Raw genomic sequence first — 20,014 nt, forward strand, 5'->3', positions numbered from 1 at the left:
TCTGGCTCGGCCAGAGCACCCCTCTTTGGGTCAGGGCAGCAGGTGGTCGAATTCGCCGTCTTTCGCACCGAGGATGAAGGCTCGAATCTCGTGCGGCTCGAAAACGAGGACAGGGCTCTTTTCGCCGAGCTTCGAATCCCGTACACCCACGTAGCCGGGTACGGAGTCATTGACCTCGACGCAGCCGCCTGTCCCGGCGCTGTAGCTCGATTTCCACCAGCCGGAAAGGCCGACGAGGGTGGGTCGAGACGTATCAGTGTTCATAGAGTTCCCTTGACAATTTTTGAAGGAAATCCCGTGTTCGTCCGGGATGCTCAGCTTGTGCCTGCAGGCGTTCGAACGTGTTCCGAAATCGGATCAGGTCTTCTTTGTCCTCGTAATAGAGGCCTTCACGCCGGTTCTCGACGTACACGGTTCCGGGGTCGCCGCCGAACTCGGGCGGGTAGTCCAAGAGTACGAACATACCGTCCGAGGCGCCGTGGGCTCCGGCGGTGAAGGGGAGCACCTGAATGTCGATGTTCGGTCGTTCGGTCAGTTCCACCAGGTGTTGCAACTGATCGCGCATGACCTCTGGCCCGCCTGCCTGGCGGCGCAGAACGCTCTCGTCCAATATCGACCAGATCTTCGGCGCGTCTTCAGGGCGATCCAGTATTTCTTGCCTTGCCATTCGCAGGTCGATCATGGTGTCGAGTTCGCTCTCGCTGTCCCATCGTCGACCTGCTCGCATTATGGCGCGAGCGTAATCGCGAGTCTGGAACAAGCCGGGCAGTACGACCAGGTCCACGGTCCTGATGCGTGCGGCGCCGGTTTCCAGCCCCAGATACAAATTGAACCAGTCGAACACCCCATGGTCGAATTTGATCCACCAGTCTCGGCCACGTTTCGCTCGCTTCGTGAGGTCCCGAAAGAACTGTGCTCGCTCGGGCACTCCGTAAAAGTCGAGCAAGACTTCCAGATCTGCGGGCGCCGGCAGATTTCGCGAGGTCTCGATGTGCGCGATGACCGTCGTCGCCTTGCCGATGCGCTCGGCCGCGGCCGTCCGGTCGTGGCCGGCCGCTTCCCGGAGGCGCTTCATCTCGAGCGCGATCCAGCGCTTGATGGCCGTGGGGTTCAGCGAGCCCACGAAAGCACCACCTCCTCAGAGTCTCGTCACGGAAGGTGACCCCAGGATCACCCGCTTAGTCCAAGGTGCGCTATAGACGACCCACAATGTGAAGCTCTACATTTGAGTCCTCTACAAGGGCGCAGTCTAACATTGTAGAGGTGGATCCGTCGGCAACCGGGTAGGCGAGTCGGCGGAGGACGCGATCGAGAAGCGTCGCCGACAGGGGCGCTATCGAGCCGTGGGTACGAGAGGGAGGCGGACGCGATGGGTGCACGAACTCTGTCGGGGGGAGGAGGTGGTCGGTGATGATCGAGATCGTGATGGTGACGCGCGACGAGGCTGTTCGCCACGTTTACAGCGGAGACAACGGTTGATCGAGGAGGGGTTCCGATGCGTCCACGTATCAAGAACGAGCATCGGCCGGTCCGATTCGGCGACGGTTGGATCCGGATCGGCGGGGAGGTGTTCGGCATCGCCGCCGAACTGAGGGACCCCGATGGTGCCGTGTGGGCGTTGCTGGATCTGCTCGATGGAACGCGGACGATGAGCCAGGTCGTCGCCGACCTGGCTCATCGGGTTCCGGGCTCGTCCGCTGACGAGGTCATCGCGGCCGTCGAGACGTTGGCCGAACTCGGGTATGTCGAAGACGCCGACGAGCCGACGTGTACCGCGCTGACCGCGCGACAACTCGAGCGTCACTCGAGAGGCCGGTCGCTCTACCGGTGGATCGATCTGACGCGGAGGAGTTCGAGCTGGGACTTTCAGGTCCTGTTGGCCCAGGCGCGGGTGGTGCTGGTCGGCGTGGGTGGCGTCGGCTGCACAGCTGCCCTGGGCCTTGTCATGTCAGGGGTGGGGCGGCTGCATTGCGTCGAACCGGACGTGGTCGAACTGTCCAACCTCAGCAGACAGATTCTCTACACCGAGGAGCATCTCGGCCTGCCGAAGGTGGACGTGGCGGTAGACAGGTTGCGTGCGGCCAATTCGGATGTCGAAGTCACCGGGGAGTCGACGCGGATCGGGGACGTGGCGTCGCTGCGAAGGCTCGCCGCCGACTGTGACGTCTTGATCATGACTGCCGATCAGCCCTCGGTGATCCGGACATGGACGAACCAGGCGTGCGCGTCGGCGGGTACGCCTTGGGTGTACGGGGGATATCACGGCCCGCAGGTCAACCTGGGCATCTACCGGCCGGGAGCGGGGCCGTGCTACGAGTGTGCTCGGCTGGCCGAGCAGGACAGGGACGCGCAGCGGCCGCCGCTGGCGACGTGGAGGCCCGCGGCGAGCATTCCTGCGCACGCGGCCAACGCTGTGACGGCGGGAGTCGCCGGCAATTTGGTGGCGCACGCGGTGATGTGCCTGATCACGGATGCGCCGAAGCTCGCGCTCAACTGTCAGTACGGCTTCAGTCTCGCCACCATGGACCACAGTTTCGTCACCAGCTTGGATGAGCCGCATGCGGAGTGCCTGACGTGCCGGACCGCGGTGTGATCGGTTTCAGGGCTCGCCTGCCAAGCGACGGGACACGCTCCGGATCAGCCGGGCCGCTTCGTCGCCGCCCACGGCTTCGGCTTGTAGCCGGCTGAACATGTGCTCGTACAAGGCGATCTCGTCCGGATCCATGATCAGGTGATCGTCGGTGAAGGTCTCCACCACGACGAAGTCGGCGTCGAAGATCCTGAAGCCGTGCAGGGGCGCGATCGGCATGCCGGTACTGAAGGGCACGATCCGCAGGTCGACGGTGCGCAGGCCGGCGAGGGAGTGGAGTCTGTCCAGCTGGCCGAGTTGGGTTTCGAGATCGCCGATCCGGATCCACAATGCGGCCTCGCCGATGACGAGCGGCAAGGCTTTGCCCGGTTCGTACAGCTGTGCCTGCCGTTCGATCCGGACGGCCACCATGTGTTCGAGGTCGGCGTCCGAGGCGCCGCCGGTGTGTGCGGGGCCGGAAGGTAGTGCGAGCAGCTCCCGCATGAAGCCGGGTGTCTGCACGAGGCCGGGTAGCAGAGCCGGCTGGAACATGGCGACCCGCGAAGCCTGCTGCTCCAGTTCGAGGATCGACCGCTGGTTGGCGGCGGCTCCGCCGGGCTTCCGGAACTCTTGGCGTAACGACACTGTTTCCACTCGGGCGCGCTTGAGTAGCTCGGTGACGACGCCTTCTTCGTCGGCGGCGCCTGCTGCGGCGAGCCATCTCGTGACGTCGTCACCGGTCGGGAACTGCGTCGCGGTCTCTATTTTGGACACCCGCGACTGTGGCCAGCCCAGGGTCTTGGCGAACTGGTTGCCGGACAGTCCGGTGGTGGCCCGGATCTCGCGGAGTTTCGCGGCGAGCCGGGCGCGGTCGGAGCCTGGATGGGGCGACGACGTGGGCATGATCTTCTTTCGCAGGGGGCGGTTGAGCTGTCGTTCAGTGGGTGATCATGCTACCCCTGCCCGGCAATAGGAAGCGAATAGCACACGAATAGGCGCTTCGGAGGCGCATAGTTGGCGAATAGCATCGAGGTAGGCGGGGTAGGGGTGCCGACCGCCTTGGACGAGCAGAGTAGAGGGAGTCCGATGTTCGCCAACTGGGTACAGATCGCCGAACTCGTGTTGCTGCCGGTGGGCCTGGGAATCGGCTACGCGGCTGGACGGACCTCCCGTCAGGACGAGCACACGTCCTTCGACGGAGAGATCACGATCACCCATCCCGGCTTGGTTCAGGAGTATCAGTACCCAACACGCGACCCCTTTATCGTGGACAGATCGGCCCACTAGCGTCGCGTGATCCTGCTTGCTTCGCGTTGGGTTTCGTTCCGCAGACGGAAATCTCGCGTGATCAGACGGCGGTTACGCGTGATCAGACGGAGATCACGCGAGATCTCCGTCTGATCACGGGTAAGACCCGCAGGATCACGCGACACCAGCCGGGGGGAGGGCGGCCGGCAGGCCTCTGGACCACTGCTCGAGGCCTGCCGGTCTGCAAAGCGCTCGAACCGGCAAGCGACGCGCGCCGTCCTGGCCGGGGTCGTGGCGCGAGACCCGTTGCACCTGACCGTTCGCGGGAACGGAACCCGCCTCCGCATCCTCGACGGGCAGAACGACGAGTCGCTGGTACCGCTGCCGGATCGCTGGGTGGCTGGCGTCGCCGAGGTCACGGCTGTCAAGCGTGCTTGAAGGCGTGTGTGCGGAGCTAGAGCGCGGCGAGCCTGCCGAACCCGTCGGAGCCATGTCCGGCGTCGATCGCTTGTTGTACGTGGGCTCGGGCCGCGGCGAGGACTCCGTTGTCGAGGTCGTGCGCGCGGATGGCGCTGAGGATGTGGTCCATCGTCGCCGCCGCGGACTCGAGTGTGCCCGTGTCGCCGGGGTAGTGCTCCGCGGCGACCTGGCCGGCGAGCAGGTCGATCATGTCGGGGAAGAAACCGAGCATCGCTTTCGCGTGCCCGGCGATGTCGGCGGCGGGGATGTTCTCCGCCTTGGCGAGGGTGAACATGTGGATCACGCCGCTCATCGAGGTCCAGAGCATGTCCTGGAGGGACGCGTCGAAGGCGGCGGCGCGGCCGGGGTCTTCGCCGAGGTGGTTCGCGTTCTCGCCCAGGGCTGAGAGTGTCGTTCGATGGGTCTCGTAGACGTCGGCCGGTCCGCTGTAGAACAGGGCTGCTTCGGGGCCGCCGATGGCTTCGGTGGTCGAGACGATCACGCCGTCGAGGTAGTCGATGCCCTGTTCCGCGGCCCAAGTCGCCATCGCGCGGGCTTGCCGCGGGGAGCCGCCGCTGACGTTCACCAGGGTGCGGCCTTTGAGTGCGTCAGTGTCGAGAATGGACTGTGCCACCGCGTAGTCGCGGACGCAGATGACGACGAGAGGGCTGGCCGCGATCGCTTCCGCGGCGGTCGCGGCGACGGTGACGTCGAAGCCGTTTTCCTTTCCTGGGGTGCGATTCCACACGGTGGTGGGGTGGTGGGCGGCGGTGAACGCGGCGGCGAGGGCGTGTCCCATGGGGCCGAGTCCGAGGACGGTCACGGTGGTCATGGCGGCTAAGCTAAACCTTGACATCGACGTGAGAGTCAAGGCTGGAGTGCGGATGCGGATCGGGGAACTCGCGCGGCGGACCGGCGTCAGCGAGCGCGCACTGCGGTATTACGAAGAACAGGGTTTGCTGACGCCGCAGCGGCGGCCGAGTGGGTATCGCGTGTACGCCGACGCCGATGTGGCGGTGGTGCGGCGGATCCGGATCCTGCTCGGGGCCGGGCTGAACACCGCGCAGATCCTGGAGATCCTGCCGTGCATCGTCGACGAGGACGGCTGGTTGACGCCCGACTGCCCGGAGCTGGTGGACGGCCTGCTGCAACAGCGGAACCGGATCGACGAGGCGATCGGTGAGCTGGAGGCCACGCGTGCCAACCTCGACTCGCTCATCGGCGCGGAACGGCGGGCGAGCTGATGACGACGGTCGCGCGGGCTTCGATGCCGGGAGCGGTCCGGTTGTCGAGGGCGCTGCTGATCGCCGTGGCGGTGAGCCATCTGGTGATTCCGTTGGTGATGTGGGCGAACGAGGACGCGCTGCGGGCGCAGGTCGCGACCACGTATCCGGGGTTCGGGCAGGCCGAGATCGTCCGTTCCGCCGAGGTCGCGGTCGAATCCGGGTCGGTGTTCCACGGGATCCTGCTGGTGCTGTGCGTGGTGCCGGCGTGGAAGCTCGCGTCCGGGTGGTCGTGGACGCGGCGGCTGATCACGGCCACACAGGTGCTTTCGCTTGTCTTCAGCGTGTTCTCGTGGACGTCTTCGCCGATGTTCCACGCGGTGATCCCGGTCGTCGCCCTCACTCAGGTGGTGCTGGTCGCGTTGCTGTGGGCGCCCCGCCCGGCGCGGGACTTCTTCGCCTGACGAACAAGGCGGCCGCGACCCCTGGGGGGACACGGCCGCCTTCGTGGAACGGATCAGGCTCAGATGAGACCGAGCTTCTTCACCGCGTCGCGCTCTTCGGCCAGCTCGTTGACCGAAGCGTCGATGCGGGCGCGCGAGAAGTCGTCGATCTCGAGGCCCTGGACGATCTTGTACTCGCCGTTCGCGGCGGTGACCGGGAACGAGGAGATCAGGCCTTCCGGGACACCGTAGGAGCCGTCGGACACGACCGCCGCGGAGGTCCAGTCACCCTCGGGGGTGCCGTTGACCCAGGTGTACACGTGGTCGATCGCCGCGGAGGCGGCCGACGCTGCGGAGGACAGGCCGCGGGCCTCGATGATCGCCGCGCCGCGCTTGGCGACGGTCGGGATGAAGTCGTCGGCCAGCCACTGCTGGTCGGTGAGGACCTCGGTCGCCGGCTTGCCGGACACCTCGGCGTGCGCGATCGACGGGTACTGGGTCGCGGAGTGGTTACCCCAGATCGCGACCTTCTTCAGCTCCGTCACCGGAACGCCCAGCTTCTTCGACAGCTGCGCGAGGGCGCGGTTGTGGTCGAGGCGGGTCATTGCGGTGAAGCGGTCGGCCGGGACGTCGGGCGCGTGCGCCTGCGCGATGAGGGCGTTGGTGTTGGCCGGGTTGCCGACCACGAGGACCTTGATGTCGCTCGCCGCGCCGGCGTTGATGGCCTCACCCTGCGGCTTGAAGATGCCACCGTTGGCCTCGAGCAGGTCGCCGCGCTCCATGCCCTTGGCACGGGGGCGGGCGCCGACGAGCAGGGCGACGTTCGCGCCCTCGAAGGCCTGCTTCGGGTCGTCGAAGATGTCGATGCCCGACAGCAGCGAGAACGCGCCGTCTTCGAGTTCCATCGCGGTGCCCTCAGCCGCCTTGACCGCCTGCGGGATCTCCAGGAGCCGCAGCTTCACCGGGGTGTCCGGGCCGAGCAGCTGACCGGACGCGATGCGGAAGAGCAGCGCGTAGCCGATCTGGCCGGCCGCACCGGTGACGGTGACGTTGACAGGGGCTTGGGTCATTGCGGTTCTCCAGCTTGAGGCGACATCGACTTTGTACCGCGATGCTAGTCCTGTCTCGAGTCGCCGTCCGGGTGCGTCCAGTCACTGTTTCTTGATCGATGCCGCCACCGGCCACGTTCGCGTCGGTGAGTTCCACGACATGCACCCGCCGGTTGTGTCGGTGGCGGTGCTCGGTGAGGCCGCGAGCCTCGCCACCGCCTGATCGCGGTTGTCTTCCCGAAATCGTCAACACCGCACCGGAGAACGTATTTTCCATATCGTGCGAACAGAGTGGTGTTTTCCGGGTTCGACAGTGTTTTCATCGGACTCGGAAAACGGTTACAGACCATAATTAAATGCCATGAACCGATTGCCGGGACAGTTTCGTCCGATCGGCGGGCGGCACCATGAAGATCGTTTCGCTAACCTGAGTCCGCCCAGTTCCCCGCCCCCCGTGTGGAAGTTTTGGGAAGGACCCCATGCTCAGCGTAGTGGTTGCCGCCGTGTCGCTTTTCTCCTCGATAATAACACCCAATAGCTGGTCGCCGCCGCCGGGACCGCCGCCGGACCGTGTCACCATCGAGGTGATCACCGTCAACGGTTCCGGCTGCCCGCCGGGTTCGTCGGCGGTCGCCGTCGCCAAGGACAACAGCGCCTTCACGGTGACCTACAGCGAATACACCGCCCAAGTCGGCGTCGGCGCGAAGCCCACCGATTTCCGGAAGAACTGCCAGCTGAACCTCAACATCCACGTTCCGCAGGGATTCACCTACGGTATCGCCAGCGCCGACTATCGCGGTTTCGCCTCGCTCGAATCGGGCTCCAAGGCGCTCCAGCGGGCGAATTACTACTTCCAGGGTAATTCGCCGACGGCGCAGGTGAGCCACCCTGTCAACGGGCCACTGTCGGACAACTGGCAGTTCCGCGACGAGGCCGAGGGCGGCGTCATCATCTACAAGCCGTGCGGCGAGGACCGGAATCTCAACGTGAACACGGAACTGCGGGTCGGGGCCGGAAGTTCGGATCCGAAGAAGACCACCAGTTTCATCACGATGGATTCGACCGACGGCGCTTTCAAGACCACCTACCACTTCTCGTGGAAGACCTGCCCGACCTCCTGACATCTTCTCCAGGGTGACGGCCTGCTTCCCCGCTCGGAAGAAGGCCGTCCCACCCATGCCTGGTCAGGGCCTTGGCCGCCCTGTACGAGGACTTCACGGCTCGTCGTCCGCCCCACCTGGCGGCGACGGGTCTTCTCGACGACCCCATTTTCGGCGGTCACCGCCATTTCCGGTGGCCGAAACCGTTTTCGCCCGATCGGCGGGCGGCCCGGAAACGATCGTCTCGACAACATCGAATCCGCCCAGTTCCCGCCGTGTGGAAGTTTTGGGAAGGATCCCATGCTCAACGCGCTGGTTGCTGCCGTAACGCTTTTCACCTCGGTCGTCACGCCGAACGGCTGGGTGCCGCCGCCGCTACCGTCCGACAAGATAGTCATCGACGTCGTGACAGTCAACGGAACCGGATGCAGACCGGGTACCGCGGCTATTTCCGTATCACCGGACAACACCGCCTTCACGGTGACCTACAGCGAATACACCGCCCAAGTCGGCGTCGGGGCGAAACCGACCGATCTGCGCAAGAACTGTCAGCTCAACCTCTATGTCCACGTTCCGCAGGGATTCACCTACGGTATCGCGGGAACCGATTACCGCGGATTCGCGTCCCTGGCCGCGGGTGCCACCGGACTGGAACGAGCCAACTACTATTTCCAGGGCAATTCCCCGACGTCGTTTGTGAACCACAACCTGAAGGGGCCGTACGAGGACAACTGGCAGTTCACCGACGAGATCGAGGTCGGTGCCATCGTCTACAAGCCCTGTGGTGAGGACCGCAACTTCAACATCAACACGGAATTGCGGGCCGGGGTTGGCACTTCGGATCCGAAGAAGACCACCAGCTTCGTCACCATGGACTCGACCGACGGTGCCATCAAGACCACGTACCACTTCTCCTGGAAGAACTGTCCCAAACCGAAGAACTGATCCCTGAGGCGGCGGCCTCCTTCGAACCACGACGAAGGAGGCCGTCACCCTTTCCCGGACGGCGCCGGATCGGTGGCCTCCACCCCGAACACCCGGCCGAGCGCGATCACCGTCTCGTCGAGATGCCCGAGACTGGTGAGTACCGACCGCGCCTGCGGATCGTCGATCCGGTCCGCCACCGGCGTTCCGTCGTCCCGCACCAGCGTGCCGTGCCCCGAACCGCCGGGATCGTCGAGTGCCTTCCCCAGCAGCGCGATGTTCTCCCGGATCCGCCCGGTGTACAGCAGCAGCCGATCCGCCTCGTTCACCAGCAGCCCGGCCTGCGACCGCGCCGCGACATGCCGGGCGCGGAAGGCGATCGTCTCCACCGTCGTGAGCACGTGCCAGCCGTAGTCGCGGCGGCTGCTGAGGTTCACCGGATGGGTGAGCGGCTCGATCGTCGTGCGGACCTTGTCCACCGCCCGGTCCAGGTCACGCGACTTCTCGATGACGCTCACGTTCTCCGCGCCGGACAACAGGCCCGCGGCCTTGTCGACGAACTCGTCCAGCTCGTCCAGCAGGGCCGAGACGTCGTCCAGCATCACCGCCCTGGTCCGCACCGGCACGATCACCACCGCCGCCAGCACCCCGGCGGCCGCGCCCACCGCGGTCTCCGCGACCCGGATCCACAGCACCTCCAGGCTGAACGTCCCCAGCAGGCTGTAGAGCAGGCCGAGCATGCTGGTGATGAAGAACGCCATGATCACCTGCGACACCCGCGCCATGTAGACCATGCCGAACACGCACACCAGGATCAGCGCCAGCGTCGCCGGCACACTGCCCGACACGAGCAGCGTCAGCACGAGCCCGCCCACGATGCCGATCAGCGTGCCGCCGAGCCGCCGGACACCCTTCACGAACGTCGCACCGGCGGTCGACGAGCCGATGAACACCACGAACACCGTCAGCACCGCCCAGTACCACCGCTGGCTCGACACCAGCTCCCCGCCGAGAAGGGCGAGTCCGCCGCCCACCACGGCCTGGATGGCGCTGCGCGTCTGGTTGTCGTAGGCGAACGCCGCCGACTTCTCCTCTTCCGGATCCTCGGGATCGTCGAGAGCTTCGGAGACGTCGTGCTCGGCCACGCGTTGTGCGCGCACATCGGCCAGTGCGAGCTCGGCGATGGCCCGGCGGACCCCGTCGCCGGGCGCGGCGTGCTCGTCGATCCGGCTGCCTTCCACCAGCATCTTGCTGAACTCTTCGGTCTCGCTGATCAGCGGTAGTTCCCGCGGGTCGCGTTCGATCAGCGACCGGAACCGCCGCATCCGCGCGACCAGGTCGTCCCGGACGTCCTCGTCGAGGTCTTCGGCGCAGGTGCGCTGCACGGTGATCGTCAGCCACTGCACGGCGAGTTCGACCTCGATCGCGCGGCGGCGCAGCCGGTTCGCCGATTCCGCGCCGGCGACCTCGGGCGCGGTGTCCTCGATGAGCAGGACCGACTCGTGCATCCGCGCGTTCGTCGTGCGGAGCCGCTTGCGGGTGCGTTCGCTGCCGCCGACCGCCAGATGGTCCTCGGCCGCCCGCACCACCGCGGCGAGCCTGGCCCGGAACGCCCGCCGGATCCGCAGGAACTCCGCGTCCGTATGCCTGCGCAGCAGGACGAACCGCACCACCGCGTTGGCCGCGATCCCGATGGTCAGCGCCAGCAGCAGCACCGGAACCTGCTTGAGATGCGTCTGCAGGAACATCGCGAAGAAGAACAGGAAGAACGAGATCGACCCCAGCGCGATCCCGCGCGAACCGAACCGCTGCGCGTAGACCGCCACGAAGATCAGCAGCACGAACACGATGCTGTCGAGCGGCGGCGCGGCCGAACCGGCACTCGCCGCGGTGAGCGACGCGGCGCCCATCACCAGCGCCAGTACCAGGGTCAGCGCCTGCTGCCCCGGGGTGTCGTCGTTGACGGTGAAGGCGGACGTCATCGCGGCGATCGCGGCGACGAGGGTGACCGTGAGCGGCTGGTGGAACGGCAGGATGGCCAGCACCGCGACGACGATGCTGAGCACGGCCGAGAAGGCGATCCGGAGCCGGACCAGGCCGGGATCGGAGGCGACCAGACGGTCGGTCGTGGCCTGGGTGATGCGCGAGATCATCGGGCGAGCAGCTCTCCTTGGGCGAGGGTGACCCGCCGGGCGGTGGACGAGGTGATACGAAGACGGTATCGGGCGTGCCTCGACGGCTCCGCGAGGGCGAACGGCCGCGTCTGACGGCGCCAGCGGAACGTCTCGCCCTCACGCTGGTCCAGCAGCACCCAGCGCTCGCCGCCGTCCGACCCCTCCAGCACCCACGACCGCGGATCACCCCGGCGGCTTCCCGAGGTCAGCGTGTACATCACGACCTCACGAGAGGTGTCCTCGACGGGGAAGTCGATGACCGGCTCGCCGCCGGGGAAGGTGACCTCGGTCCTGGTCGTGTCGTCGAACAGGGCACCGGCGCCCGCCGTGATGTCCGTGAGCGGGCGCGGATCGGACGGCTCGGCGGGGGAGCGGCCCCAGTCCGACGGCTCGCCGCCCATCGTGAACTCCAGCACCGCGCCGTCGGCCAGCGCGGAATGCGGGAGCGTGCTGCTCTGGTGCGGACGTCCGTCGATCGTCAGGCCGTGGACGTACACGGTGTCCTCGGTGTTGCCGGGCGCCTTGACGATCAGGTCTTTCCCGTTCTCCAGGTGGACGGTCGCCTTGGTGAACAGCGGCGCGCCGATGGCGTACTCGGGGCTGCCCATGGCCAGTGGGTAGAACCCGAGCGCGCCGAAGACGTACCAGGCGGACATCTCGCCGTTGTCCTCGTCGCCCGGATAGCCCTGGCCGAGGTCGCCGCCGACGTAGAGCCGCCGCAGGACCTCCCGCACGATCCGCTGCGTCTTCGACGGCGCGCCCGCGTAGTTGTAGATGTAGGGAATGTGGTGCGACGGCTGGTTGGAATGCCCGTACTGTCCCATCCGGACGTCGCGGGCCTCGGTCATCTCGTGGATCAGCCCACCGTAGGAGCCCGGTTTGCGGCCGGTCTCCGGCGTCGCGAAGAAGGTGTCGAGTTTGGACTCCAGCGCCTCGGTGCCGCCGTGCAGCGCGGCGAGCCCGGCGCCGTCGTGGGGGACGGAGAAGACGGTGTTCCAGGAGTTCGTTTCGGTGAAATCGCCGCCCCAGGCCTCCGGGTCGTACCCCTCGGCGGCGAAATGACGGCTGCCGTCACGGTTGCGGCCCTGGAAGAACCCGATCCGGGGGTCGAAGTGGTTCGCGTACTGCTGCGAGCGTTGCCGGAAATACGCGGCGTCGTCATGACGGCCGAGTGCGTCGGCGAGATTGGCGAGGCCGAAGTCGTTGATACATCCCTCCAGCGCCCATGACAGGCCTTCGTGGACGGACGTCGGCGTGAACCCGAGGAAGATCGACTCGTGCAGCCCCTTCCGGCCGACGCTCTGCCCCGGCGGTGTCACCGTCGCGTTCTTCAGCGCCGCCTCGTAGGCGCCTTCGACGTCGAACCCCCGAACGCCCTTGAGGTAGGCGTCGGCGAACGCGACGTCGGAACTGGTGCCGGTCATGAGGTTGGCGTAGCCGGGGGAGGACCAGCGCGAGATCCAGCCGCCCTCGCGGTACTGCCGGACGAACCCGTCGATCATCCGCCCGCACCGGCCCGGGGTGAGCAGGGCGTACGCGGGCCAGGTGGTGCGGTAGGTGTCCCAGAAGCCGTTGTTGACGTACATCTCGCCGTCCACGATCTTCGCGCCGGTCCTGGTGCGGGTGCTGGGCCGGAGGCGGCGGACGACCGGGCTCGCGTGACGGACGCCCTTCGGCGTGTCCTCGTGCGCGGAGTTCGGGTAGAGGAACAGGCGGTAGAGGTTGGAGTAGAACGTGTCGCGCTGGTCCTCGGTCGCGCCCTCGATCTCGACGCGGCCCAGCACCTCGGCCCACGCGTCGCGAGCCTTGTCGCGGACCTGCTCGAAGCTCGTGCCGTCCGGGATCTCCAGGTCCAGGTTCCGCTTCGCCTGGGTGAGGCTGATCAGCGACGTCGCGATCCGCATCGTCACTTCGGGGGCGGCGAACTCGAGGAAACCGGTGACCGTGCGCCACATCGGACGCCGGATCTTCCCGCCGCGTTCGGCCGGGACGTCGAACTCGGCGTGGACGAACATCCGCCGGGCCCCGGCCGACAGCCTGCTGCGGACCCACGTGTGCCCCGTGACCACGCCTTTCGCCGCGTCCAGCCGCAGGCCGCCCCGGTTGCGGGCGTTGTCGAACAGCAGCCAGCCCCGATCACCCGGGAAGGTGAACCGCATGATCGCCGCGTGATCCGCCGGTGCGATATCGGCGGTGACGCCGTTGGCGAACCGGACACCGTAGTGATGCGGCCGGTCGATCTCGTCGTCATGGGAGAACGCGAGCGCGCGACGGACCCGGTCCGGTTCGACCGGGCCGGTCCCCGGCATCACCTGGAAGGTGTGCCGGTCACCCATCCACGGACTCGGCTGATGCGACAGCGCGAACGCCTGTAGCGCCGGGCGGTTCGCCGCGTCGTTGTGCCGGTGATAGCTGTAGAGCCAGTTGGTGACGCCCGCGTCGGTGACCGGGGTCCAGAAGTTGAAGCCGTGCGGGACGGCCGTCGCGGGGAAGTTGTTGCCCCGCGAGAACTTGTCGCTGGAATGCGTGCCGCGGGTGGTGCGGACGTGGTCGACCGGCTCACGGATCTCGATCGCGCGCTCGGTGATCCGGACGTCGTCCAGCCAGCCCGCGCTTTCGCCGTCCGGCGGCTCGCTGATCAGCACGATCCGGGCGATCCGGCGTCCGGCGAACTCGCCCAGCCGCCGTCGCACCGGATTCCACTGGTCGACGTACAGCGTCTTGTCCAGGCCCTGTTTCCCCGCGCTGAACCCGGCGGCCGTCCCGTCGGCGAACTCGACGTCCAGCGCCACGAACGTGCTGCGGTAACTGGGGACGGCGTCGACCTCGGCCTCGGGGAAGACCACATAGGACAGTTCCGTGTGGCCGGTGACCTCGACGTCCACTTCGAACAGCGTCGCGCGCAGCGAGTTTTCGTAGCGGAGAGCGTGTCCGCCGGTGAACCCGACGCCCGGCTTCGCGGTCGGCGATGACCGCGGCCCGGTGCCCACGCGCAAGGCCGGATCCACCGGCTGCGGATCACCCGTTTCGAAAGAGGAGAAGAACCCGGTGATCGTCACCAGGCCACCGTAACTCGCGCGCGTGAGCACGGCTCGGTGTGACCGACCCATCGCAAGTAGAGGACTACTTGCGGGAAGAGAGGAACTCCTCGAAGGTGCCCACACCGGTCGCGTTCTCCGGCGTCAGGTTGGCACCCGCCCGAAACGCCCGGAACGCCTTGCCCGGCAGCCACAGCGGCACGATCGGCTTCCGGCGCCCCGCCGACCGCTGATAGGCCTCCGCCAGGTCACGGGCGGTCCGCACCTCGGGTCCGCCCATATCCGGCACCCGCCCCGACGGCTCACCGGACGCCAACGCGACCAGCCGGTCCGCCACATCGGCGGTGCTGACCGGCTGGAACCGGAACCCGGACGGCATGAACGTCACCGGCAGCCGCCGCTGAGCCGTCGACGCCCGCGCGACGAGATCGTGGAACTGCGTCGCGCGCAGCACCGTCCATGGCAGACCGGACTCCTCGATCACCGTCTCCGAGGCCAGCTTCTCGTCGTAGTAGAAGAACCGGATCACGTCGATGCCGACGATCGAGATGTACACCAGATGCGGACTGCCCGCCCGCCGCGCCGCCTCGACCAGATTCCGCGTCACCCGCTCGTCACCGCGCCCCAGCGTCGAGGCGCAATGGATGATCACCGACACATCGGCGACCGCCTCGGCGAGCCCGTCGCCGGTCCGCAGATCACACCGCGCCCACTCGCCGGGCTCACCCGACGGACGCGGCCGCCTGCTCATGACCCGGACCGGCAGGCCGTCGACCCGCAGCCGCCGCACCACTTCCCGGCCCAGATCGCCGGTACCGCCGGTCACCAGAATCGGTTTCGCCACCTTGCGTCCTCCGTTCACGAGAGTTTCCACCCTCAAGAACCGGCGAGCCTCCCGGAACGTGACAACTGTCGCGAGACGAACGCGAGTTTGTCCGGATTCGCGACCGCGCGGAGCCCGGCGATCCGGCCGTCGACGACCTCGAACCCGAGGATGCCGTACAGCGCGCCGCCGGCCGTCGCGATCACCGCGGGACCACCGTTGACCTCGCCGATCTCGATCGACACCTGCGCGGCACCGGCGAACATCCCGGCGTACAGGCGCGCGACCTTCGCCGCGCCGTGCACCGGACGCCGGGCCGCGGTGATCTTGCCGCCACCGTCCGACCACGCCGTGACGTCGGCGGTCAGGAGGCTCTCCAGTGCGGGCAAGTCACCGTCCCGCGCCGCCGACAGGAAGCTTTCGACGAGTTTCTCCAGCTGCGACGGGTTCGAAACCCGTCGCTCGTCAGATCGGTTCAGCGCCCGCCGGGCCCGGCTGTGCACTTGGCGCGAGTTGACCTCGGAGATGTCGAGGATCGCGGCGATCTCACGATGGCTGTAGGCGAAGGCCTCCTTCAGCACGAACACCGCCCGCTCGACCGGGCTGAGCTGTTCCAGCAGCATCAGCATCGCCAGCGACACCGAGTCCCGCTGCTCCGCCGTCTCCAGGGGACCGAATACCTCGTCGGAGGTCAGGACCGGTTCGGGCAGCCACGGGCCGACATACCGCTCCCGCCGTGCCCTGGCCGAAGTCAGCCGGTTCAGGCAGAGATTGGTGACCACCTTCGCCAGCCACGCCCGCGGCGACTCGATCGACTCGCGTTCGGCGCCCGCCCACTTCAGATAGGCGTCCTGAACGGCGTCTTCCGCCTCCGCCGCCGAACCGAGGAGACGGTACGCGAGCCCGAACATCGTGGGCCTCAGCTGTTCGAATTCCGTGACGCGGTCCATCTTCCCCTACGAATCCATCTGAGTCCACTGTGGACACTCCCGTGCCGATATACCGCTCACCGGGATGGGCGTACCTGGTCGGCGCTGACGTCCACTGTGACTGTATCGGTACGAGCGGTCACGACTCCGGTTTCGGCGGCTCGCTGTCCGCGGTCACCGACGCCATCACCGGTGTGCTCCCTGGCACCTGCCCGAAGGTCTACGCCTCCGGTGGCGGCGCGGACAGTGAGACCCGCGCGGTCTCGGTGCGTTCCGGTACCACCAAGGTCGACTGGTCGCTGCGGCTCAACTGGGCCTCCGGCGGCGCGGGTGCCGGCGTCACCGCGTTCAACGGTGTCGACTTCACCCAGTACGGCTGCGGGCCGGGTGACCTCGTGGCCTCGTCGGTGCTCGGCGGTGGCGGCTGGTCGACCGACAAGGTGGTCCGCCCCGACGGCACGATCGAGACGCGGTACGTCACGATCGAACTGGGCAAGCCGGTCAACGTCAGCGCCATCGAGATCGACCCGTCCAACGTCTGCGGCGACGATCCGCCCGCCGCGGCCAAGGACGTCACCGTCGAGACCTCGGTGGACGGCACGACCTGGGTGAAGGCGGGCACCGGCGACTTCAAACCCGCCGACCTGAACAAGCTCACCGCGCTCCAGCTCGCGCCGGGCAGCGCCACCGGTGTGCGGTTCGTGCGGCTGACCGTTTCGTCCAACCAGCTGTCGTTCTACCCGGACGAGGCCTGCTCGCCGCAGCCCACGACGGCCGGGTGCCTGTACATGGACGTGCAGAAGCTGGCCGTGCGGGGTGCCCCTGCCTGACCGGTTAGAAGTACGTGAAGGCCCCCTTCCTTGCGCTAGACGCCAGGGTCCCGGCAAAGTCGAGATCTTGCAGGTCAGGCGGCTATTCGCCGCCTGCGTGAGGCTGACGATGAAGGAATCGGGACGTTGAATGTCCCCATTCCTTCACCGTCAGCGGGCACACCGATTGCGGAGCCCCCGAGCGGGGAAGAATCCGGACGTTCAACGTCCGAAATCCTCCCCACTCGACCCTTGCGGGCACCAGCGATGCCAAGCCCGGATCACCAAGAGCAGCGCTGATCAGCAGCTCTGCGACTTTGCCGGGACCCTGCGTCTAGCGCAAGGAAGATCGCCTTCACGTACTGGGGAAGGTGTGAAGGTCGAGTTCCTTACTCTCAGGGTAGGGAAGGAGGCCTTCACGGCACTGCGCCGCCGGACCGGAAAACCTCAGCAGAAGACTTCGTTGAGCAGCTTGAGGAACGCCGGGTTGGGGTCGCCCCCGGTCGGCGCGCTCGTGGCCGAGAGCTCCAGCCGCTTCTTGGTGTCCGGCGTGGTCAGCAGCTGCGAGGAGTAGCCGGGGATGCCGCCGCCGTGGCCCCACACCTTGCTGCCGCACGGCAGGGTTTGCACCTCAAGGCCCAGGCCGTACCCGGGGCTGACCGTGGTGGTCTTGCTGATCTCCCGCTGCTGCGCGGGTTTGAGCAGCTTGCCGCTCGCCAGCGCCACGCCGAACGTGTCCAGGTCACGGGTCGTGGAGATGATCTCACCGGCGGCCCACGCGACCGACGGGTTGATGCGGGTCACGTCGTTCGGCTTGCCCGCCACGGTCACGTAACCGTGGGCGTGCGGGCCCCTGATGTCGACGTTGTCGCCGGGGACCTCGGTGTCGCTGAGGTGCAACGGCTTCAGGATCCGCTGTTCGACCGCTTTCCCGTACGGCTTGCCGGTCAGCTTCTCCACCAGCAGACCCGCGACCACGTAGTTGGTGTTGGAGTAGCTCCACCGGGTGCCGGGGTCGAAGTCGAGCGGCTTGTCGGTGGCGAGCTTGAGTAGCTGATCGGGCGCCCAGTGCTTGTAGCGGATCTTTTCGAATTCGTCCGGGTCGAGCGGTAGCGCGCTGGTGTAGTTGTAGAGGCCGCTGGTGTGCTGCAGGACCTGGCGGACCGTGATGCGGCCGTCGATCCGGCCGGGCAGGTAACGGACGACCGGCGCATTCAGATCGAGCTTGCCTTCGCCCGCGATCTGCAACAGCACCGTCGACACGAACGTCTTGGTGATGCTGCCGACGCGGAACCGGCCGTTCTCCGGCACCGGGCGATTCGAACCCAGTTCCGCCTTACCTGAGCGAGCGGTGAACCGCTGGGAGCCATCGGTCACTCTGGCCTGCACGCCGAGCGCTCCGTTCACGGTGATCTGGTCCAGCGCCTCCCGCACGACCTTGCGGTCGGCGCTGGTGTCGGCGAGCGCGGTACCCGTGGTGGCGACCAACCCGGCAACGGTGAGCGCGGCCACGAGCCGAATTCTCAGCAAAGGCCGCGACGATTTTCTTTGTACCATAAGAAAAATCTCCCCTGTAAGCGCGAATGCTCTCCCCATCCGACGCTAGCGTCCGGCGCTCCTTACCCGCAGTAGCGGAAAACACATCCACTCGAACAGCGCAGCGATGGTAAGATCACGACATCGGGGTAGAAACGTGCTGTCCGATCAGCACGCGCACACGCGGTATCGCATGAACCGTCACTCCTTCCTAGTGAAGGAGTTGTTCTTTGCGTACCCACATTCAAGGCCGGTCCTTGGTCGAAGCGTGGCCGGCGCTGGCCGGACTCTCGGCCGTGTTCCTGTTCGAGATGCTCGACAACTCGATCCTCAACGTCGCGCTGCCGACCATCGGCCGCGAACTCTCCGCCTCGACCACCACCCTGCAATGGGTGACCGGCGTGTACTCCGTCGTGTTCGGCGGGCTGATGCTGGCGTTCGGTGCGCTGGCGGACCGGATCGGACGGCGCAAGGTCATGCTCGCCGGGCTCGTGCTGCTCGGTGTGGCGAGCCTGGCCACGATGTTCGTCACCGTCGCGTGGCAGCTCATCGCCGTCCGGGCCGTCATGGGCGTCGCGGCCGCGATGACGACACCGGGATCGCTCGCCCTCGCGTTCCGCCTGTTCGACGACGACGTGCTGCGCGTACGCGCGACCACACTGATCTCGACCGTGGGCCTGGTCGGCCTCGCCGTCGGCCCCACCGCCGGTGGGCTCGTGCTCAGTTTCGCGCCGTGGCAAGCACTACTGCTGGTGAACGTGCCGGTCGCGGCGCTCGCGTTCCTCGGCATCCGGGCGGGTGTCCCCGTCGATGACCCCGCCGGCCTGCACCGCGATCCGATCGACGTCGCCGGTGCCGCGCTGGGGACCGCGACGATCATCCTCACGCTTCTCGCTCCCACGTTCTTCGTCGAAGCCGGCACCGCCTCCGCTCTGCCCTGGGGTGCCGCCGCGGCCGCGCTCATCACCGGAACCTGCTTCGTCCTCCGCCAGAAGACCGCACGGCATCCACTGCTGGACCTGAAACTCATCGCCAGGCCACTCGTCTCCAGCGGCCTGGCGCTCAAGGCCGCGGCCGGACTCGCGACCGCCGGGCTCAGCTACCTCGTGACACTGCACCTCCAGCTCGGCTTGGGCTGGACTCCCGCCCAAGCGGCCCTCGGGATGCTTCCCCAGGTCGTCGTCCTGATCGCCGGCGGCACGCTCGTCACGCCCCTGATCACCCGCGTCGGTCTCACCAAGGCCGCCTGGCTCAGCGCCTGCGCGGTCGTGTGCGGACTCGCCGTCTACACCGCGTTCGGCGGGCTCGGCTACGTCTGGATCGCCCTCGCGCTCGCCTGCGTCGCGGCGGGTATGCGCGTGGTCGGTGTCGTGGCGGGCACCAACGTGATGCGTGGCCTGCCGTCGAACCGGACCACCATCGGAGCCGCGCTCGTCGACACCGCCAGCGAGGTCACCACCGGGATCGGCATCGCGCTCAGCGGCACCATCCTGGCGCTGGTCTTCCCCGGCGCGCTGACGGCGGCTCAGGAGTCGGCGGACTTCCCGAAGGCGATCACGTACGCCGGTCTCGCGCTCACCCTGCTTTCCGCGGCTCTCGTCGGCTTCGGCATCCTCCGAGGCCGCAAGTAGATGACGAATTGCGACACGTCCTGAGTACGTGAAGGCCCCCTTCACTGCGTCTAGCGCAA

Annotated in this window: 19 protein-coding genes; 9 read left to right on the plus strand and 10 right to left on the minus strand. The window is 67.1% G+C overall.

The annotated features are described in order from the left end of the window. Positions 1 to 30 precede the first annotated feature (30 nt). Together ACLARN_RS15295 and ACLARN_RS15300 are read right to left on the minus strand one after the other, a co-directional pair. Positions 31 to 264 carry a DUF397 domain-containing protein gene (locus ACLARN_RS15295; RefSeq protein ID WP_409492048.1) on the minus strand — a complete coding sequence of 78 codons (234 nt, stop codon included), beginning with the start codon at positions 262 to 264 and terminating at the stop codon, positions 31 to 33. After that, complete coding sequence (locus tag ACLARN_RS15300) at positions 254 to 1,123, minus strand: helix-turn-helix domain-containing protein (RefSeq protein WP_409492049.1); 870 nt, start codon at positions 1,121 to 1,123, stop codon at positions 254 to 256. The genes ACLARN_RS15295 and ACLARN_RS15300 overlap by 11 nt, the downstream gene beginning before the upstream one ends. Before the next feature lie 372 nt (positions 1,124 to 1,495). Between ACLARN_RS15300 and ACLARN_RS15305 the strand changes: the two genes are divergently transcribed. Next, on the plus strand, positions 1,496 to 2,593 hold the full coding sequence (locus ACLARN_RS15305; RefSeq protein WP_409492050.1) for a HesA/MoeB/ThiF family protein: 1,098 nt from the start codon (positions 1,496 to 1,498) through the stop codon (positions 2,591 to 2,593). Positions 2,594 to 2,599: 6 nt separating this feature from the next. On the opposite strand, the gene ACLARN_RS15310 is transcribed toward ACLARN_RS15305, so the two are convergent. Continuing rightward, a complete protein-coding gene (locus tag ACLARN_RS15310) occupies positions 2,600 to 3,472 on the minus strand; it encodes a helix-turn-helix domain-containing protein (protein WP_409492051.1) in 873 nt (290 codons plus the stop codon). Between the two features lie 183 nt (positions 3,473 to 3,655). On the opposite strand from ACLARN_RS15310, the gene ACLARN_RS15315 reads away from it, so the two are divergent. Together ACLARN_RS15315 and ACLARN_RS15320 are read left to right on the plus strand one after the other, a co-directional pair. Further along, positions 3,656 to 3,856, plus strand: coding sequence for a hypothetical protein (locus tag ACLARN_RS15315; protein ID WP_409492052.1), 201 nt, complete (start codon positions 3,656 to 3,658; stop codon positions 3,854 to 3,856). A gap of 252 nt (positions 3,857 to 4,108) precedes the next feature. Further along, a complete protein-coding gene (locus ACLARN_RS15320) occupies positions 4,109 to 4,255 on the plus strand; it encodes a hypothetical protein (RefSeq protein WP_409492053.1) in 147 nt (48 codons plus the stop codon). 16 nt (positions 4,256 to 4,271) lie between these two features. On the opposite strand, the gene ACLARN_RS15325 is transcribed toward ACLARN_RS15320, so the two are convergent. Then, positions 4,272 to 5,108, minus strand: coding sequence for an NAD(P)-dependent oxidoreductase (locus ACLARN_RS15325; RefSeq protein ID WP_409492054.1), 837 nt, complete (start codon positions 5,106 to 5,108; stop codon positions 4,272 to 4,274). A 52-nt stretch (positions 5,109 to 5,160) separates the two neighbouring features. Here ACLARN_RS15325 and ACLARN_RS15330 point away from each other — a divergent pair, with 52 nt between their 5' ends. Together ACLARN_RS15330 and ACLARN_RS15335 are read left to right on the plus strand one after the other, a co-directional pair. Further along, positions 5,161 to 5,520 carry a MerR family transcriptional regulator gene (locus ACLARN_RS15330; protein ID WP_409492055.1) on the plus strand — a complete coding sequence of 120 codons (360 nt, stop codon included), beginning with the start codon at positions 5,161 to 5,163 and terminating at the stop codon, positions 5,518 to 5,520. After that, positions 5,520 to 5,963 (plus strand): hypothetical protein, encoded by a 444-nt coding sequence (locus ACLARN_RS15335; RefSeq protein WP_409492056.1) that lies wholly within the window; start codon positions 5,520 to 5,522, stop codon positions 5,961 to 5,963. The genes ACLARN_RS15330 and ACLARN_RS15335 overlap by 1 nt, the downstream gene beginning before the upstream one ends. A gap of 59 nt (positions 5,964 to 6,022) precedes the next feature. Here ACLARN_RS15335 and ACLARN_RS15340 read toward each other — a convergent pair whose 3' ends face one another. Beyond that, on the minus strand, positions 6,023 to 7,012 hold the full coding sequence (locus ACLARN_RS15340; RefSeq protein WP_409492057.1) for a malate dehydrogenase: 990 nt from the start codon (positions 7,010 to 7,012) through the stop codon (positions 6,023 to 6,025). A gap of 458 nt (positions 7,013 to 7,470) precedes the next feature. Here ACLARN_RS15340 and ACLARN_RS15345 point away from each other — a divergent pair, with 458 nt between their 5' ends. Further along, positions 7,471 to 8,112, plus strand: coding sequence for a DUF4360 domain-containing protein (locus ACLARN_RS15345; protein ID WP_409492058.1), 642 nt, complete (start codon positions 7,471 to 7,473; stop codon positions 8,110 to 8,112). Between the two features lie 279 nt (positions 8,113 to 8,391). Then, positions 8,392 to 9,036 (plus strand): DUF4360 domain-containing protein, encoded by a 645-nt coding sequence (locus ACLARN_RS15350; RefSeq protein WP_409492059.1) that lies wholly within the window; start codon positions 8,392 to 8,394, stop codon positions 9,034 to 9,036. A gap of 44 nt (positions 9,037 to 9,080) precedes the next feature. On the opposite strand, the gene ACLARN_RS15355 is transcribed toward ACLARN_RS15350, so the two are convergent. The 4 genes from ACLARN_RS15355 to ACLARN_RS15370 all read right to left on the minus strand — a co-directional run bounded on the left by ACLARN_RS15355 (position 9,081) and on the right by ACLARN_RS15370 (position 16,000). Continuing rightward, positions 9,081 to 11,168: an FUSC family protein gene (locus tag ACLARN_RS15355; RefSeq protein WP_409492060.1), complete on the minus strand. Its 2,088-nt coding sequence runs from the start codon at positions 11,166 to 11,168 to the stop codon at positions 9,081 to 9,083. After that, positions 11,165 to 14,248, minus strand: coding sequence for a GH92 family glycosyl hydrolase (locus ACLARN_RS15360; RefSeq protein WP_409492061.1), 3,084 nt, complete (start codon positions 14,246 to 14,248; stop codon positions 11,165 to 11,167). The genes ACLARN_RS15355 and ACLARN_RS15360 overlap by 4 nt, the downstream gene beginning before the upstream one ends. A gap of 64 nt (positions 14,249 to 14,312) precedes the next feature. Further along, a complete protein-coding gene (locus ACLARN_RS15365; protein ID WP_409492062.1) occupies positions 14,313 to 15,071 on the minus strand; it encodes an SDR family oxidoreductase in 759 nt (252 codons plus the stop codon). 32 nt (positions 15,072 to 15,103) lie between these two features. Then, positions 15,104 to 16,000 carry an RNA polymerase sigma-70 factor gene (locus tag ACLARN_RS15370; protein ID WP_409492063.1) on the minus strand — a complete coding sequence of 299 codons (897 nt, stop codon included), beginning with the start codon at positions 15,998 to 16,000 and terminating at the stop codon, positions 15,104 to 15,106. A gap of 41 nt (positions 16,001 to 16,041) precedes the next feature. Between ACLARN_RS15370 and ACLARN_RS15375 the strand changes: the two genes are divergently transcribed. Continuing rightward, positions 16,042 to 16,809, plus strand: a complete 768-nt coding sequence (locus ACLARN_RS15375) for a discoidin domain-containing protein (RefSeq protein WP_409492064.1) — start codon at positions 16,042 to 16,044, stop codon at positions 16,807 to 16,809. Positions 16,810 to 17,235: 426 nt separating this feature from the next. On the opposite strand, the gene ACLARN_RS15380 is transcribed toward ACLARN_RS15375, so the two are convergent. Continuing rightward, positions 17,236 to 18,345 carry a serine hydrolase domain-containing protein gene (locus tag ACLARN_RS15380; protein WP_409492065.1) on the minus strand — a complete coding sequence of 370 codons (1,110 nt, stop codon included), beginning with the start codon at positions 18,343 to 18,345 and terminating at the stop codon, positions 17,236 to 17,238. A 290-nt stretch (positions 18,346 to 18,635) separates the two neighbouring features. On the opposite strand from ACLARN_RS15380, the gene ACLARN_RS15385 reads away from it, so the two are divergent. Then, positions 18,636 to 19,955, plus strand: coding sequence for an MFS transporter (locus ACLARN_RS15385; protein ID WP_409492163.1), 1,320 nt, complete (start codon positions 18,636 to 18,638; stop codon positions 19,953 to 19,955). Positions 19,956 to 20,014 lie beyond the last annotated feature (59 nt).

Origin of the sequence: Amycolatopsis sp. cmx-11-12, from assembly GCF_046269425.1 — a bacterium.
GTDB lineage: Bacteria > Actinomycetota > Actinomycetes > Mycobacteriales > Pseudonocardiaceae > Amycolatopsis.

Excerpts from the sequence above, each read along its gene's own strand:
- ACLARN_RS15355 (WP_409492060.1), bottom strand. The coding sequence starts at position 11,168 with ATGATCTCGCGCATCACCCAGGCCACGACCGACCGTCTGGTCGCCTCC.
- ACLARN_RS15380 (WP_409492065.1), bottom strand. The coding sequence starts at position 18,345 with ATGGTACAAAGAAAATCGTCGCGGCCTTTGCTGAGAATTCGGCTCGTG.
- ACLARN_RS15350 (WP_409492059.1), top strand. The coding sequence starts at position 8,392 with ATGCTCAACGCGCTGGTTGCTGCCGTAACGCTTTTCACCTCGGTCGTC.
- ACLARN_RS15345 (WP_409492058.1), top strand. The coding sequence starts at position 7,471 with ATGCTCAGCGTAGTGGTTGCCGCCGTGTCGCTTTTCTCCTCGATAATA.
- ACLARN_RS15335 (WP_409492056.1), top strand. The coding sequence starts at position 5,520 with ATGACGACGGTCGCGCGGGCTTCGATGCCGGGAGCGGTCCGGTTGTCG.
- ACLARN_RS15325 (WP_409492054.1), bottom strand. The coding sequence starts at position 5,108 with ATGACCACCGTGACCGTCCTCGGACTCGGCCCCATGGGACACGCCCTC.
- ACLARN_RS15370 (WP_409492063.1), bottom strand. The coding sequence starts at position 16,000 with ATGGACCGCGTCACGGAATTCGAACAGCTGAGGCCCACGATGTTCGGG.
- ACLARN_RS15310 (WP_409492051.1), bottom strand. The coding sequence starts at position 3,472 with ATGCCCACGTCGTCGCCCCATCCAGGCTCCGACCGCGCCCGGCTCGCC.
- ACLARN_RS15330 (WP_409492055.1), top strand. The coding sequence starts at position 5,161 with ATGCGGATCGGGGAACTCGCGCGGCGGACCGGCGTCAGCGAGCGCGCA.
- ACLARN_RS15295 (WP_409492048.1), bottom strand. The coding sequence starts at position 264 with ATGAACACTGATACGTCTCGACCCACCCTCGTCGGCCTTTCCGGCTGG.
- ACLARN_RS15315 (WP_409492052.1), top strand. The coding sequence starts at position 3,656 with ATGTTCGCCAACTGGGTACAGATCGCCGAACTCGTGTTGCTGCCGGTG.
- ACLARN_RS15385 (WP_409492163.1), top strand. The coding sequence starts at position 18,636 with ATGCTCGACAACTCGATCCTCAACGTCGCGCTGCCGACCATCGGCCGC.
- ACLARN_RS15340 (WP_409492057.1), bottom strand. The coding sequence starts at position 7,012 with ATGACCCAAGCCCCTGTCAACGTCACCGTCACCGGTGCGGCCGGCCAG.
- ACLARN_RS15305 (WP_409492050.1), top strand. The coding sequence starts at position 1,496 with ATGCGTCCACGTATCAAGAACGAGCATCGGCCGGTCCGATTCGGCGAC.